General features: G+C 64.8%; 19 protein-coding genes and 2 tRNA genes. 4 read left to right on the top strand and 17 right to left on the bottom strand.

The genetic code is table 11. The features are described 5' to 3' along the window. Window positions 1–20 precede the first annotated feature (20 nt). The 9 genes from IVA81_RS14570 to IVA81_RS14610 all read right to left on the bottom strand — a co-directional run bounded on the left by IVA81_RS14570 (window position 21) and on the right by IVA81_RS14610 (window position 6,092). Window positions 21–96: transfer RNA gene (locus tag IVA81_RS14570), tRNA-Phe, on the bottom strand. A gap of 185 nt (window positions 97–281) precedes the next feature. Next, window positions 282–464 (bottom strand): DNA gyrase inhibitor YacG, encoded by a 183-nt coding sequence (yacG, locus tag IVA81_RS14575; RefSeq protein WP_247319589.1) that lies wholly within the window; start codon window positions 462–464, stop codon window positions 282–284. Window positions 465–609: 145 nt separating this feature from the next. Continuing rightward, a complete protein-coding gene (locus tag IVA81_RS14580) occupies window positions 610–1,242 on the bottom strand; it encodes a Maf-like protein (protein WP_247319046.1) in 633 nt (210 codons plus the stop codon). Window positions 1,243–1,527: 285 nt separating this feature from the next. After that, on the bottom strand, window positions 1,528–1,995 hold the full coding sequence (locus tag IVA81_RS14585) for a low molecular weight phosphatase family protein (RefSeq protein WP_247319048.1): 468 nt from the start codon (window positions 1,993–1,995) through the stop codon (window positions 1,528–1,530). A 5-nt stretch (window positions 1,996–2,000) separates the two neighbouring features. Continuing rightward, window positions 2,001–2,498: a UPF0262 family protein gene (locus IVA81_RS14590; protein ID WP_247319050.1), complete on the bottom strand. Its 498-nt coding sequence runs from the start codon at window positions 2,496–2,498 to the stop codon at window positions 2,001–2,003. Further along, window positions 2,495–3,790 carry a histidinol dehydrogenase gene (gene hisD, locus IVA81_RS14595; protein WP_247319054.1) on the bottom strand — a complete coding sequence of 432 codons (1,296 nt, stop codon included), beginning with the start codon at window positions 3,788–3,790 and terminating at the stop codon, window positions 2,495–2,497. Before hisD ends, IVA81_RS14590 begins: the two co-directional genes overlap by 4 nt. Before the next feature lie 145 nt (window positions 3,791–3,935). Beyond that, the gene (locus tag IVA81_RS14600; protein ID WP_247319056.1) at window positions 3,936–4,385 is read right to left on the bottom strand and encodes a DUF2948 family protein; all 450 of its coding nucleotides are present in this window, start codon (window positions 4,383–4,385) and stop codon (window positions 3,936–3,938) included. Between the two features lie 82 nt (window positions 4,386–4,467). Then, window positions 4,468–5,127 (bottom strand): epimerase, encoded by a 660-nt coding sequence (locus IVA81_RS14605; RefSeq protein ID WP_247319059.1) that lies wholly within the window; start codon window positions 5,125–5,127, stop codon window positions 4,468–4,470. Window positions 5,128–5,153: 26 nt separating this feature from the next. Further along, on the bottom strand, window positions 5,154–6,092 hold the full coding sequence (locus IVA81_RS14610) for an SDR family oxidoreductase (protein WP_247319062.1): 939 nt from the start codon (window positions 6,090–6,092) through the stop codon (window positions 5,154–5,156). An 84-nt stretch (window positions 6,093–6,176) separates the two neighbouring features. On the opposite strand from IVA81_RS14610, the gene IVA81_RS14615 reads away from it, so the two are divergent. Next, entirely contained in the window at window positions 6,177–6,818 is a 642-nt protein-coding gene (locus IVA81_RS14615) for a TetR/AcrR family transcriptional regulator (protein ID WP_247319065.1), read from the top strand. Window positions 6,819–6,887: 69 nt separating this feature from the next. Here the strand turns inward: IVA81_RS14615 and IVA81_RS14620 are convergent, their stop codons facing one another. From IVA81_RS14620 to IVA81_RS14640, 5 genes are all read right to left on the bottom strand, one after another. Continuing rightward, window positions 6,888–7,712, bottom strand: a complete 825-nt coding sequence (locus IVA81_RS14620; protein ID WP_247319069.1) for an alpha/beta hydrolase — start codon at window positions 7,710–7,712, stop codon at window positions 6,888–6,890. Window positions 7,713–7,840: 128 nt separating this feature from the next. Beyond that, a complete protein-coding gene (locus tag IVA81_RS14625; protein WP_247319072.1) occupies window positions 7,841–8,350 on the bottom strand; it encodes a hypothetical protein in 510 nt (169 codons plus the stop codon). A 205-nt stretch (window positions 8,351–8,555) separates the two neighbouring features. Continuing rightward, the gene (locus IVA81_RS14630) at window positions 8,556–8,864 is read right to left on the bottom strand and encodes an EthD family reductase (RefSeq protein ID WP_247319074.1); all 309 of its coding nucleotides are present in this window, start codon (window positions 8,862–8,864) and stop codon (window positions 8,556–8,558) included. 295 nt (window positions 8,865–9,159) lie between these two features. Next, window positions 9,160–10,866 (bottom strand): FAD-dependent oxidoreductase, encoded by a 1,707-nt coding sequence (locus IVA81_RS14635; RefSeq protein ID WP_247319084.1) that lies wholly within the window; start codon window positions 10,864–10,866, stop codon window positions 9,160–9,162. Between the two features lie 25 nt (window positions 10,867–10,891). Further along, window positions 10,892–11,086, bottom strand: a complete 195-nt coding sequence (locus tag IVA81_RS14640; RefSeq protein WP_247319101.1) for a hypothetical protein — start codon at window positions 11,084–11,086, stop codon at window positions 10,892–10,894. A 3-nt stretch (window positions 11,087–11,089) separates the two neighbouring features. Here IVA81_RS14640 and IVA81_RS14645 point away from each other — a divergent pair, with 3 nt between their 5' ends. The 3 genes from IVA81_RS14645 to IVA81_RS14655 all read left to right on the top strand — a co-directional run bounded on the left by IVA81_RS14645 (window position 11,090) and on the right by IVA81_RS14655 (window position 11,921). Further along, on the top strand, window positions 11,090–11,308 hold the full coding sequence (locus tag IVA81_RS14645; protein WP_247319103.1) for a hypothetical protein: 219 nt from the start codon (window positions 11,090–11,092) through the stop codon (window positions 11,306–11,308). 92 nt (window positions 11,309–11,400) lie between these two features. Further along, window positions 11,401–11,475 (top strand) — tRNA-Thr (locus tag IVA81_RS14650). A gap of 95 nt (window positions 11,476–11,570) precedes the next feature. Next, entirely contained in the window at window positions 11,571–11,921 is a 351-nt protein-coding gene (locus tag IVA81_RS14655; RefSeq protein WP_247319106.1) for a RidA family protein, read from the top strand. Window positions 11,922–12,956: 1,035 nt separating this feature from the next. Here IVA81_RS14655 and IVA81_RS14660 read toward each other — a convergent pair. The 3 genes from IVA81_RS14660 to IVA81_RS14670 all read right to left on the bottom strand — a co-directional run bounded on the left by IVA81_RS14660 (window position 12,957) and on the right by IVA81_RS14670 (window position 14,733). Beyond that, entirely contained in the window at window positions 12,957–13,433 is a 477-nt protein-coding gene (locus IVA81_RS14660; RefSeq protein WP_247319591.1) for a cyclic nucleotide-binding domain-containing protein, read from the bottom strand. 157 nt (window positions 13,434–13,590) lie between these two features. Beyond that, window positions 13,591–14,220, bottom strand: coding sequence for a ferric reductase-like transmembrane domain-containing protein (locus IVA81_RS14665; RefSeq protein WP_247319109.1), 630 nt, complete (start codon window positions 14,218–14,220; stop codon window positions 13,591–13,593). 12 nt (window positions 14,221–14,232) lie between these two features. After that, the gene (locus IVA81_RS14670; RefSeq protein ID WP_247319112.1) at window positions 14,233–14,733 is read right to left on the bottom strand and encodes a Twin-arginine translocation pathway signal; all 501 of its coding nucleotides are present in this window, start codon (window positions 14,731–14,733) and stop codon (window positions 14,233–14,235) included. Window positions 14,734–14,796 lie beyond the last annotated feature (63 nt).

A 14,796-nucleotide genomic window follows, 5' to 3' on the forward strand; every position in this document is an offset into this window, starting at 1 on the left:
CGGGCGCGTGTCACACGGAATGGTGCCCAGGGGCGGAATCGAACCACCGACACTGCGATTTTCAGTCGCATGCTCTACCAACTGAGCTACCTGGGCGTGCTGAGCGAAGGACCCAAGGCCCATCGAGCGGGCGGTTTATAGTGGGCTCGGGGCGGCGTGTCCACCCGGCTTCGCCAAGAGGCTTCGCCGGGCGGGGTCCGGCTGTGCACAAGGTGGGACGGGTTTGCCGCGGCTGGCGCGCGACGCGCTTGCCATCCAAATAAGCTATTGATCTTATTTAATTATTCGACATCGTCCGCGTCGTCGGCGTGGCCGGGGATGACATAGGAGCCCTTCAGCCAGCGGTTCAGGTCGACGTCGCGGCAGCGCGAGGAGCAGAACGGACGGGTGGCCTCGGACTGCGGCTTGCCGCAGATCGGGCAGGTTTTGAGCGGGCTGGCGGGATTTTTGACCTGGTCGTCCATGATGTCGGCGGCTTGCACGGGGTGAAACTGTTCAAGAGCCTGTCGGCAAACAGGTTCCTTGGGCGACAGCGCATGCGCCCGGTCAGGCCATTTTACTTTGCATGGGGTTGTTTCGCGATTTTTGTTGGGGCCGCGGCTTGTCGGCTCACACCGCGGTGGTGGCGTTGAGCCAGCCGAAGCGGATCGGAAAACCCTCGCCGCCAAGCAGCGTGGTGGTCTCATAGAGCGGCAGGCCGACCACGTTGGTGTAGGACCCCACCATCTTGACCACGAAGGAGCCGGCGATGCCCTGCACGGCGTAGCCGCCGGCTTTGCCGCGCCATTCGCCGGAGCCGATATAGGCCTGGATGTCGTCTTCCGAGAGGCGCTTGAAGCGGACGCGGGTCTCGACCAGGCGCTGGCGGAAGGCCTCACGCGGCGTGACCAGGCAGATCGCGGTATAGACGCGGTGGTTGCGGCCCGACAGCAGGCGCAGGCACTGCGCGGCCTCGTCCACCAGATTGGCCTTGGGCAGAATGCGGCGGCCGACCGCCACCACGGTGTCGGCTGCGAGGATGAAGGCGCCGCGCAGCTCGTCGTCGAGCTGCACCGATTTCAGCGCCGCATCGGCCTTGGCCCGGGCCAGGCGATTGGCGCAGGCGCGCGGCAGCTCGCCCCGCCTCGGCGTCTCGTCGACGTCGGCCGGCCGGAGCGCGTCCGGCTCGATGCCGGCCTGGTTGAGCAGCGACAGGCGCCGCGGCGAACCGGAGGCAAGTACGAATTTGGGGCGGCCAAGCATCAGGTGATTTGGGGGATGAAGCGGGGGTGAATTGCGCGCGGAACCTATCGGAAGGGGGCCGGTTTCACAACCCGGGAACCCCAGGTTTGGTGATTCGAGGTTTCCGACATGGCTGTGCTCTCAGTCTGTGACGCCGGTGTTACGGGAGGCTTCGTGTCCCGGACGCGGCGCGGCATGAAATGCTGCGACGCTGAGCTGGGACCCATGGGCTTGCGCCTGCGGTGAGATGGGCCCCGGCTCTGCAGCGCACTGCGAAGGGCGCTGCGCTGCGTCCGGGGCACGAGACTACCCGCTCGCCGCGCCTACCTTGGCGAAGCGCCGGCGGATGCGCAGCAGCAGCTGGTCGCAGACGTCGCGGTATGCGGCAAGCTTCTGGTCGCGGCTGCCTTCGATGGTGGTGGGATCCTGCGTCGGCCAGTATTCGACGTCGGCCGCGAGTGTTCGCGTCAGCTCCAGCGCCTTGTGGTGCGCCTCGGGCGAGAGCGTGATGATGAGGTCGAAATTCAGCCCCTCCCAATCCTCCAGCTCCTCGAAGGTCTGCGGCTTGTGGGCGGAGATGTCCTGGCCGAGCTCGGCCATCACAGACACCGCAAACGGATCGAGCTCGCCGCGCCTCGCGCCGGCCGACTTCACGTAGAGACCCTGCGGAAACATGTGCTGTAACAGGCTCTCGGCCATCGGCGAGCGCACGCTGTTCATCGCACAGGCGAACAGCACCGATTGCGGATCGCGTGCGCGTGGCGGCGCCGCCATCGCGCTTAGCCCTTCCAGTGAAGGACGGTTATGAGCGTGAACAGCCGACGCGAGGTCTCGAAATCGACCCGCACCTTGCCCTTCAGCCGCTCCTGCAGCGTGCGCGATCCCTCGTCATGGATGCCGCGGCGGCCCATGTCGATGGCCTCGATCTTGTCGGGGGTCGCGGTGCGGATCGCCTGGTAGTAGCTGTCGCAGATCATGAAATAATCCTTCACGATCCGCCGGAACGGCGTCAGCGACAACAGATGCGCGACGACGGGCGTACCGTCCTCGCGGCGGATGTCGAACATCAGCCGGTTGCCGGTGATGCCGATATGCAGCGTGAACGGGCCCTTCCCGTCGGCGCCATCGGGCGCGAACAAATTCTGCTCGATCAGGTCGTAGATCGCGATCGCGCGCTCGTGCTCGATATCCGGCCCGGAACGGCCGATCGATTCTTCGTCGAGCGTGACGCCGACGATGCGATTGGTCGAGTCGTCCTGTTCGGGCGGCTTTGTCATGACAGATTGAGGCGCAATCCAATCGAACGCGAATGGGCATCGAGCCCCTCCGCCTTGCCGAGCGTCATCGCGGCCGGCCCCAGCGCACGCAGCTGATCCGGGCCGCATTTCAGGATGGAAGTGCGCTTCATGAAGTCGTGCACCGAAAGCCCTGAGGAGAATCGCGCCGAGCGCGCCGTCGGCAGCACGTGGTTGGAGCCGCCGACATAATCGCCGATCGCCTCCGGCGTATGGGGCCCGAGGAACACCGCGCCGGCGTTGCGGATCCTGGCGGCTAGCGCGTCGGGATCGCCAGTCATGATCTCGAGATGCTCGGCGGCGATGGCGTCCGCGAGCGGGATGGCGGCGTCGAGGTTCTTCACCATGATGACGGCGCCGAAATCGGCCCACGACGCGCCCGCGATCGCGGCGCGCGGCAGTGTCTTCAGCTGCGCCTCCACCGCCTTTTCGACGTCGGCGGCAAGCCGTGCCGAGTCAGTGATCAGGATCGACTGCGCGCTGGCATCGTGCTCGGCCTGCGCCAGGAGATCGGCGGCGATCCAGTCGGCATTACCGGTGTCGTCGGCAATCACGAGCACTTCAGACGGGCCGGCGATCATGTCGATGCCGACCTTGCCGAACACCAACCGCTTGGCGGCGGCGACATAGGCGTTGCCGGGGCCGACGATCTTTGCCACCGGCGCGATGGTCGCGGTGCCGTGCGCCAACGCCGCCACGGCCTGCGCGCCGCCGACGCGGTAAATCTCGCTGACGCCGCCGAGATGCGCGGCCGCCAGCACCAGCGGATTGAGCTTGCCATCGGGCGAGGGCACCACCATCACGAGGCGCGAGACGCCGGCGACTTTTGCGGGCACTGCGTTCATCAGCACCGAGGACGGATAGGCCGCGGTGCCGCCGGGCACGTAGAGGCCGGCGGATTCGATCGCGGTGTAGCGCCAGCCGAGTTCGACGCCGAGCGGGTCGGTGAAGCGTTCGTCCGTCGGCAGCTGGCGGCGGTGATAGGTCTCGATGCGGTCGCGCGCGAGCTTGAGCGCGTCCAGCGTGGCGGCATCGCAGGCCTTTGTCGCGGCTTCGATCTCGGCTGCGGTGACGCGAAGGTTGGATGCATCCAGCGTCAGCCGGTCGAACTTTGCCGTGGCCTCGAGAAGGGCCGCGTCGCCCCGTCTGGCGACGTCGTCGACGATCGCGCGCGCGGCGGCCTCGACGTCGGCCGAGACCTCGCGTTTGGCGGCGAGGAAGGCCGCGAATCGCTGGTCAAAATCGGCGCTGCTGCGGTCGAGGCGAACGGGCATGTCTGGCTTGGCTTCTGGCTGGTCTTTGGGGCGGATTGGCGCACCAGGTCCCCTGCTCAATGGCGCGGCGGGGAAGCGGCGTCAACCCTCGCAAGGCGCCGTTCTGGCGCGGGAGCGAGGCGGTGCGGCTGGTATACAGGCAACCTCACACCTCCCCCTCGATCTCCAGCCCCGTTCCCAGTGCGTCCGCCCCGAGGTCAGTCAGCTCGCATTCCAGGCATTCGACGTCGAGCCGGATGGCGCCACCCTCGGTGAACAAAAGCAGTGCGCTGCCGGCGGGCTCCTCGTCGCGCCCGTCCCTCGGGTGAAATTCAATGCCGACGAGGTCCAGGACCTTGTCGGGAGCAGCGAGGTCGATGTTGCGCGACTTGCAGGCGAGCACGCGGTCGAAGCGGAGCGCGGCGACCAGCCGACGCGGCTCGGCCTCGCCCTCCAGCGTCTGCTCCCAATCCAGCCGGCTCATCCCGACCACAAGCCGCTTCTCGCTTTGTCGCCAGAGGATGTCGGAGGCCTGCACACGCGCGTCCTGGACATGGGTCGAGATCACGGCGAGATCGTCGGCGTCGAGTGCGATCAGTTTGAGCTGGGGCGGCATCGCCGACGCTTCTCCTTCGGAGTGGACCGGGCTCAACGCGCGCGGGCCCCGAAATTTCCGTCCAAACTACCGGGTCGGCGGGTCAGAGGCTATTGATATCCTCCATCTCCAGCACCTTGCGCGGATACCCCTCCCGGGCGACGTGGATCATGGCGCGGCCGATCTGCTCGGTGGAGGTGACGAGCCGCGGCGAGAGCCGGCGCAGCACCGACCAGAGGGGCCAGGTTGCGGTATAGACCGCCTGCACCCAGGCGGTCTTGGAACGGGCGCCGTGCAGGGGCTGGATCGCGCCGGGCCGGAACATATAGGCGGCCCTGAACGGCAGCTTGAGCAGATCGTTCTCGGTCTTGCCCTTGATCCGCGCCCACATCCGCGAACCCTGCTCGGTGGAATCAGTGCCGGCCCCGGTGACGTAGGTGAAGGTCATCTGCGGGTTGAGGCGTGCCAGCGTCGTCGCTGCCGCGAGCGTGAGGTCATAGGTGAGATGCCGATAGCGCTCCTCGCTCATGCCGATCGAGGAGACGCCGAGGCAGAAAAAGCAGGCATCGAAGCCGGTCAGCTGCGTTTCGATCGCCGAATAGTCCAGAAAATTGTCGTGGATGATCTCGACGAGCTTGGCGCTGCGCACGCCGGTCGGGCTGCGGCCGACCACGAGCACACGGTCGATGCCGGGATCGATCAGGCATTCGCGCAAAACGCCCTGCCCGACCATGCCGGTCGCGCCGAAGATGATGATTTGCATCGGGACGTCCCCAACAGCGTCGCGGCTCATGCGGCGGCCGCGATCTCGTCGAAGGATACACCAGTCAATGTCGCCGAGGCATCCCACAGCATGGCCGCCGCAGCGAAATCCTTCGCGTGCGGCATGATCTTCGCCACCGCGGGCGCCCCCTTCATTTCGTAGAATCCGTTCGGACCGTAATACCCGCCGGGCTCCGCTGTGGACGAAGTCGCGGCGAACAGCGTTGGCAGTGCGCCCTCGGCAGCGGACTGGCTGAACAGCGGCTGGAATAGCCGGCCGACCCGCCACTGGAGCGTGTTGGCGCCCGGGCCGTTCGCGATGAGATCGGTGCGCGCAAAGCCGGGATGCGCCGCAAGGCTCATCAGGCCCCAGCCGGCTGCGTCGCTACGGCGCTGCAATTCGAGCGAAAACATCAGCATCGCCAGCTTGGACTGGCAGTAGGCGCGCCACGCGCGATAGCAATGCTTGCCTTGCAGATCGTCGAAATTAATCGCGCCGGAGCGGTGCGCAAGGCTCGAGAGATTGACGACACGAGTGGCTTTCGCGCGGCGAAGCTGCGGCAACAGGTGCGCCGTCAGGGCGTAGTGACCGAGATAGTTGGTGCCGAGCTGCATCTCGAAACCATCTTCGGTCTGCTGTCGTTTCGGCAGCGCCATCACGCCGGCATTGTTGACGAGGAGGTCGAGCTGCTCGTTGCCGGCGGCAAAGCGCCTGGCGAAATCGGCGACGGAAGCGAGGCTTGCGAGATCGAGATGCTCGTAGGCGATCAGCGCGTTGGGAAACCGCTCGCAAATGCCTTCGATCGCCCGCAGGCCCTTTGCGTCGCTGCGTCCGGTGAGTATGACAATGGCACCGGCGCCCGCCAGCGCCATCGCCGTCTCATAACCGAGGCCGCCCGTCGCTCCGGTCACGACGGCCGTCTTGCCGGCGAGAGAGGGGATGTCTGCCGTGGTCCAGTCGGTCATGCCATGTCTCCCTTCGGGGCTGGAATGAGGCCCGCGACCGGTCTAAATGTGCACTGAGTGCAAGTTTGCAAGAGGCGAACCGATTTGAAGCCTTCAAAGGTCGTCCGGAAACGCGTCAAGTCATTGCCTGCGGGCGGAAATTCCCCTGAAGGCACCGGCCTGCGCCAGCGCAAGCAGCAGGAGACCCGCGCGCGGCTGACCCGGGCGGCGATGACGCTGTTCCTGGAGCGCGGTTTCGAAGCCACGACCATCGACGACATCGCAGCAATGGCGGACGTGTCGCGCCGCAGCTTCTTCCATTATTTCGCGTCCAAGGAGGACGTGGTCGCCGCCTGGCAGGAAGGCGCAGCAAGCGCGTTGGTCGCCGAGATCGTTGCCCGACCTGCGGATGAACCCATGCTGACGGCCGCGGAGAATGCGATCGCAGCAACGGTCAAGCGGATCGATCCGGCGGAAGCCGCGGCGATGTCGCGGCTCAAGCGCGACAATCCCGCGCTTCGGGCCCGTGACCAGCTCAAATACGAGAAGCTCGAACGCGCGCTGGCCGACGGGCTTGCCCGGCGCGCCAGAACCAAATCGGACCAGCTGAAGGCGCGGCTCGTCGCCATGATCGCCACCGGCGCGATGCGCGTCGGCGGCGAGAGCTGGATCGGCGAAGGCGCGCGGGAGAAGCCGGAAGCTTTCGTCAAGCGCACCTTCGATGCGATCAGAGCGATCTTGAAGTGAGAGTTCTTCCCTTCTCCCCTTTGTGGGAGAGGGGAAGAGAGCGTCGCGTATTGGTACGCAAGTTACGCCTTACTCCCTGAAAAACGCCAGGAGATCCGCGTTGATGATTTCGGCGTGCGTGGTCGGCATGCCGTGCGGAAAGCCCTTGTAGGTTTTCAAAATGCCCTTCTTGAGCAGCTTGGCCGAGAGCGGGGCGGAATCGGCGTAAGGCACGATCTGGTCGTCGTCACCGTGCATCACCAGCACGGGCACGTTGATCTTCTTGAGGTCTTGGGTGAAGTCGGTCTGCGAGAAGGCGACGATGCCGTCGTAATGCGCCTTGGCGCCGCCCATCATGCCCTGGCGCCACCAGTTCTGGATCACCGCTTCCGACGGCTTTGCGCCGGGACGGTTGTAGCCATAGAACGGGCCGGCGGGGAGGTCGCGATAGAATTGCGTGCGACTGGCGGCGAGTTGCTTCTGGAGATCGTCGAACACGCTCTTCGGCAGGCCGCCGGGATTGGCCGCGGTCTGCACCATCAGCGGCGGCACCGCGGAGAGGATCGCGGCTTTCGCCACCCGGCTCTCGCCGTGGCGCGCGATGTAATGCACGACCTCGCCGCCGCCGGTGGAATGGCCGACATGGATGGCGTTCTTGAGGTCGAGATGCGCCGTGACGGCCGCGAGGTCGTCGGCATAGTGATCCATGTCGTGACCGTCGGCGACCTGCGACGAGCGGCCATGACCGCGGCGGTCATGGGCGATGACGCGGTAGCCGTTGTTGACGAAGAAAATCATCTGCGCGTCCCAGTCGTCGGACGACAGCGGCCAGCCATGGCTGAACACGATCGGCCGACCGCTTCCCCAGTCCTTGTAGAAGATCTCGACGCCGTCTTTGCTGGTAATGGTGGGCATGGACTGCTCTCTTTCAGTGAAAATCAGTTGCGCTACGCGTGATCAAGCACGCGCCGATGATGCGCAGATAGGTGCGCGAGGTCCGAATGCGATGCGCGCATCAACTGGGAACGTTGAGAATCGTGTGATCAGGCAAACGCCATCGGCCTGAAGCGCCGCCAGGCGCCGATGGTGATCACGACGAAGAACACCAGCACGATGCCCTGCACCACCGCGAACACGGGACCCGACGGTGGCGCGGGCGCCACGGCCGGCGCGAGCGCGGCCAGCGCCGGCACCTTGAGGAACGACTGGATCACCAGCACGAAGACGTTGAAATAGAGCGAGATCATCGCGGTCACGATGTAGACCGGACGCCAGACGCCGGTGAGCTTCATGCCGTACAGCGCGACGCAGGCGATCGCGAGCAGGACCAGCGAGATGATGCCGATGATGTGCGAGGGCAGCAGCTTCTCGAACGGAAACAGGAAGCCGGTGGCGCTGGTGAGGATCGTGAAAGCCAGGAAGATCGCGGTGAGGGCCGGCATCGACTTCGAGCCGAGCAGACCGAACATCACGACGAGGCCGGCGGCGATCGCGATCAGGCTGATGACGACATGGATCAGAGTAAGGGCGGGCAGGCTCAAGCCAAGGACCATGACATCTCTCCTACTCTCCGCGTTGAGATGGGGAGAGTAGTATTACGGTGCTCATGGAATTGCCACATGCGTTGTCGTCGCATGCATGCGCGCAGCCATGCGTCATCGTGCAAATCGACAAACGCATGGCTGAATTTTTTGCATCGCTGTCACAAGCGACAGCAGTTGGTGGTTCGTCGCCTTCGACGAAAGTTGAATCGATTCCTCACACTTCCTTGGTGTCGAAGATCAGCAGGTCGGCGCCGCCGCTGGCGAATTTCGGCACGTCGGCGCCGGTCGCCTTGCCTTCCTCGCTGCCGAATGCCGCCTGGATGGCGGCCACGCTATCGAAGGTGAGGATGGCGACGAGATGGATTCCGGAAGGCCCGGCGGGAGATGCGACCGGCCCCTTGCTGATGGCGTATTTCTTCAGGCCGGGAAGCTTCTTGGCGAGCGGAATGTGCGTCTCGGCATAGTACTTGTCGAAGGCGGCAGCATCCTTGGGTGTCTTGTAGAGCACGACGATTTCAGCCATTTAGTCCTCCCGTTAGATATTTTGTTTGTAGATCCTCATGGTGAGGAGCGTGCGAAGCACGCTTGCGGACGATGCTTGCGCATCGCCGCGCGAACCACGAAAGGCCCAGATGCATCCGGGCCTTCATCCTTCGAGACGCGCGCTTGGGCGCGCTCCTCAGGATGAGGGGAGATAGTCACGCATGACGCGGCGCAATGGCAAGCCGGATTCGTCTTGCCACCCGCTTGTCTTCTGCTTGACTTATTGGTGAGCGCGATCTTGCGGAAAACTGCTTCACACTTTTCCGGATCGTGCTCTAAAGCGCCGGTTTTGCGGCGTCGCCGAGATAGCCGTGCAGGGAGGCCACGACCTGGGCGCCCTCGCCGATGGCGCCGCCGACGCGCTTGACCGAACCGGAGCGGACGTCGCCGACGGCATAGACGCCGGGCACGGAGGTCTCCAGCGGCGCCACCAACCGGCCCTGGTTCTGCTCGGACTGCGCGCCTGTTACGACGAAGCCGCCGCGATCGAGCGTGACACCGCAGCCGTCGAGCCAGGAGGTGGCGGGATCGGCGCCGACGAACAGAAACAGATTGCGGATGTCGGCGGAGTCTTCGTCGCTCGACAGCCGGCTCTTCCAGCGGATGCGCCGCAGCAGCGAGGCCTCGTCACCCTCGAGCGCCGTGATCTCGGTGTTGAACAGCAGTTCGATGTTCGGCGTCGCTTCGATGCGCTCGATGAGATAGCGCGACATGCTGGCCCCCAGGCCGCCGCCGCGGATGATCATCAGCACGCGTTTGGCGTGCCCCGACAGGAACACGGCCGCCTGCCCGGCCGAATTGCCGGCGCCGACCAGAGCCACCTCCTCGCCGGCGCAGAGCCGCGCCTCGACCGGCGAAGCCCAGTACCAGACGCCGCGGCCTTCGAATTTGTCGAGCTTGTCGATCTCCGGCCGGCGATAGCGCGCGCCGCTCGCGACCACCACCGCGCGCGAGCGCAAGGTGTCGCCGCAATCCAGCGCCAGCGCGAAGGTGCCGCTGGCGCGCGAGCAATCGAGCGATTTGACCGACATCGGAATCATGATGTCGGCGCCGAATTTCTGCGCCTGGGTGAAGGCACGGCCAGCGAGCGCCTGACCGGAGATGCCGGTCGGAAAGCCCAGATAATTCTCGATGCGCGCGCTGGCGCCGGCCTGGCCGCCGAAGGCACGGGTGTCGACGACCGCGACCGACAGGCCTTCGGAGGCCGCGTAGACCGCCGTCGCAAGCCCCGCCGGTCCGCAGCCGACGATCGCGACGTCGTAGATGCGGTTGTCCTTGGCCCCGCCGATCATGCCGATGGCGCGGCCGAGCGCGGTTTCGCTGGGATTGCGCAGCACGGTGCCGTCGGCGGTGACGACGAGCGGCCAATCCTCCGGCTTCGGCGAATAGCGCGCGATGATCTCGGCGGCGTCATGCTCGCTGTCGGGGTCGAGCAGATGATGCGGCTGGCCGTTGCGGGTGAGAAAGCCTTGCAGGCGCACCACGCCGGCGGAGTTCGACGGCCCGATCAGCACGGGGCCGCCGATGCCGGCCTGGATCAGGCTGACCCGGCGCAGGATGAGTGCGCGCATGATGCGCTCGCCGAGATCGGCTTCGGCCACCAGCAGCGCGCGCAACCGGTCCGGCGGAACCAGCAGCACCTCGACCTCGCCTTCGGCACGTCCGTCGACCAGCGCCGGCCGTCCCGAGAGCTGGCCGAGTTCGGCCAAGAATTGCCCGGGCCCCTGGTCGATCACGGGCGTGACGTGGCCGAGCCCGTCGCGCTGGGTGATCGCGACATGACCCGACAGCACCACGAACATGCCCGGCCCCCGCTTGCCGGTCTCGAACAGGAGTTCGCCGTCTTTATATTGCCTGAGCTCGCCGAAATGGCGGAGGCGCTCGATCTCGGCAGGCATCAGCACCGGAAAAGTCTGCTCGGGACGCGAGAACTGCGCCAACTGCGCCTCCCTGCCGGTTCGTTGCACCTCGTCCTGCGCCATCGTCACTCTCGCTCATTCCAAAATTCTAGCCGCCGGCTTTCCCGGCAGTCCCCTCATCTAGGGAATCATCGTCATTCTGCGAGGGCTCAGTGCTTGCGGCGCGTTCGCGCGCCTGCACCTTCCGCCGCTTCAAATTTTCGCGCAGCGCCGATTTCAGCCGGTCGTCCCGGGACGCCCGGCCCTGATTCTGCTTCGCGCTCTTGTCGGTCTCGTCGGCCATCACGTGTCCATCGCAGCGATCGGCGATACCATGCCCGAGGAATACGGCAGCTCAAGAGGCCCGCGCGATCCGATCGTGCGAAACGCGAAATGGATCCAGCGCAAGCTTTCAGGCAACTGGCCAGTTGGGTGGGGATATCGGACCCGAATCGACGGAAAGCCGGCCGTTTCGAGCCAAAATAGCCAATTTGGCCTCGATATCGGCCCGATTTTCTCGTTTTGACGGGCCGAGCAAGCTTGCACAGGAGGGGGGCTTGTGGCAGATATCGGCCCGCTTGGTAGGCCCCTCGGGCGCCCGATTCTTCACCAGCACATGCTGCCGTAGCTCAGTGGTAGAGCACTCCATTGGTAATGGAGAGGTCGACAGTTCAATCCTGTCTGGCAGCACCAGCTTCCCCTCCTGAAGCGAGCCCTATTGAAACAAGCCTTGTTGAAACAAGTCTTGCCCCCCGGCCAGCGAGTCCGCAACTTCCACGGATGCCATCGTGATCAAACGTTCCCTGCCCTATGAAGGACTGCTCCACGAGATCGTCGAGCATAACGGCGTGCTCTATCTCGGCGGCATCGTCCCTGAAGATGCGGGGCTCGACATGGCAGGCCAGGCCGACGATGTGCTTCGACAGTTGAAGACCCTGCTTGATGGGGCCGGCTCCGATCTCTCCTGCGTTCTGCAGGTGACCATCTTTATGGCTGATCTCGCCGACAAGGCGGCGTTCAACCAAGTGTGGAAGCGCTATTTCACCGCGGACCATCTGCCGGCGCGTGCCGCCATCGGCGTTGCGGATCTCGGACCTAGCGTCAGGCTGGAGCTGACGGCGATCGCCGCCCGTCGCTGATACAGGCGGCACCGGCGAGGCGAGAACGCTCGGTCTGCGTCCACACATGAAGCCGCGTTCTCGCGGCTTGAAACGCCCGAGTTTTGCTCGTTTCCTTGACCCTCTTCTTTGAAGAGGGCGCAGGGAAGACCGGGTGCCGGCTGGCACCCATGACCCGCTGCGCGAAAGATTTGCACACGCAAATGCGCAGGCGGACAACAGGTGGGCCGGAAAACACCCGGCCTTCCCTGCGCGATGGGTTGACGGCTTATGCCTGCTCTCCCCGGAGCCGAGTTCCTTCTGGCCTCCGTCACCTCGCGAAAACCGATGCACCGCGTCCGGTCGGCCGATGCATCTTCGCGAGAGCTTGGCTGTAGCAACGACAGCCAGGACGACATGGTTTTGCCGTACGCAGCAACATCGTTCGTCGCACGGAGAAGGACCTCACGAGGTTCATCCGCCCTGGTCCCGCCTTCCCGTGCCCGACGCAGCCGCGTCCACCGCACCCCGGCCCACGTTCGTTGCGACGTACGATCGCCCCTCTCCTTGGGCCGGGATGGCAGGAATATGCCGCAATTCCGAATTTCGGTAAAGTAGAATATTTTTGCTAGGAGGGGTTGACGGGTTTTGGCGGGAGGCAGGTGTGTTGCCCGACGTGTCAAATCGTTGCAATCGATGTCGGCTTTGATGGCGCCCCTTCGAAAAGATGCGTCACACTGTCCTTTTGACCACTAGATTCATGGTGATAGTGTCGTAATTCGCGGTCTGTCCGGGAGGACATGATGGAATGGCTTGACCGGCTGTTTGGAAGGACGTCGGCGCCTCCGACCCGACTCTTTGCGAGATTTAGGCGGAGGGTACCGACCGATCCCGACCTTCTGAAAATTGCCAAAGACCGAAAAGGGCAAGTTTCACGAAGAGCCGTAAGAGATGAATATAATCGGCTGGTCTTGGAGAAGTACGCGCACGATAAGTCGTGACTTCCAAGACCCGTCGAGGCCTTGCTCAGTGGCGAGACATGATGGTTTCGCGACCGCTCTACCCGCCTGCGCACCATCAATTGTCGTCACCCAGCTGCTGCCTCGTGAACCGATTGTCTGCCCGGCGCAAGCGCCGGCACAGTTCGCGGTTGATGTTCTGCAGGACGACCACATAGGCGTGGATGTCGGCCTTGTAGCAGGCGTAGAGATTTTGGGCCGTCAGCTCGTACAGCACCGTCGGTGCCTCCGCGACCACCGTCGCAGAGCGGTTTTGCATTTCGATCAGCGTCATTTCACCGAAGAAGTCCCCGGGCTCCAGACGGGAAATGGGGATGGCGCTGCCTGCATTCGCCCGCTTGCTCACCGCCAGCCGGCCGGATTTGACGATGAACATCGAGCGTCCCGGCTCGCCCTCCGCCACGACGGTCGCGTTGCAATCGAAGCGGCGCTCGACCAGCATCGACATCAGCAGATCGAGGCCCGGGTCCGAAAGGCCGCCGAAGAACGGCGTCGCGAGCAGGAACGCTTTCAGATCGGGGGCAGTCACAATCATCGGGCGAGAATACGCCCCGTCGCTATTTGCGGCAAGCTGAGTAGCCCGGATGGAGCGCAAGCGTAATCCGGGGCTGTCAACCACGGATGCAGTTACCCCGGATTTCGCTTCCGCCTTCGCTCTTTGGAGCTACGGCGGACAAGTCGCTCCATCCGGGCTACGGGCTTTCCCCGCGCAGCGTCCTTCGCTTTCGCCACACCTGCAGATCAACCATGACCTTGATGCTCGCCGCGAGGACCAGCGCACAAAGCGCGACCTTCGAGATCGTCTCCATCGTCCCCTCGATCAGCAGGCAATGGGCGACGCTGCCTGCGACGATGACGATTGCGAGGGGAATATGGACGATGCGCCAGGTTCGGAGGCGCAGTCCCAATCGCCGGCGCAACGCGGCGAGAATTGCAACAATGAAGATGGCCCACATCGCGGTCACGCCGAAGGGGGAGAACGGCGTCGGCGATGCGTAGGTCAGCGCGTCGATCATATCGGGCGGACTGGTGATCCAGAGGCCGGCGACGTGGATCACGACCGCAAGCGCAAGCGCGCGGCCGATCCAATGATGGGCACGTCGGCCGCGATAGGCCGACAGTCCCGGCAGATAACCGCCGACCAGCAGAGGCTGAACCAGCACGAGGCCGAGGGCAATGATCCCGGCGAAGCCGGCGAGGATGTAGACCGGACCGCGCCATGCGAGCTGCTCGCTTGTCGCAGCCAGCGCGATCGGCACGCCGACGGCCAAAGCAAGGGCGACCCAGATCAGGATCACCCGCGCCGATCTCCACCCCGCCATTCGCTGGCCCGGTCAGGCCGGCTGCAGGACGAAGTGCGCCTCGAGGCTGGTTTCCTTTGCGCTCCGCATCACCGGCCGCAGGAAGACGGTCTTGAACTCACCGCTGTCATAGGCGAGATGGCCATGCGGCTGGCCAAAGATCGGAATGATCTGCGGCATCTCCAGCCGGAACTTGCCGTCCTTGTCGGTGAGCGTGGCGCCGTGACTCTGCGGCTCGTGCTCCTGCCCTTCGACCGTGTGCGCCCAGATCTGGATGCGCTGCCCGACAAGCGGCGCGCCGTCGCCGGCGCGGCGGACGGTGCCGCTCATCCAGAAGCCGCCCTTGCCGATCCGGTCCACGGTCGCCGCGCCCTTGCGATAATTGTTCGCCCCGCCCGACATCGTTTCGGTCGGCGCGAGGCCTGCCGCACGGGCTGGCAAAAGCAATCCGGAAACGCCTGATACCAAGACGCCGGTTGCGAGGACGGAGCCGCCCGCGAGCAGGCTTCGGCGGTTGAATAGGACCGTGGTCATGTCGGTTCCTCCTGGCGAGCGGCGAGATGCGCGCCGTGCGATGAATTCGCTTGCCCCGGACGC

This window comes from Bradyrhizobium sp. 141 (assembly GCF_023074055.1).
Classification (GTDB): domain Bacteria; phylum Pseudomonadota; class Alphaproteobacteria; order Rhizobiales; family Xanthobacteraceae; genus Bradyrhizobium.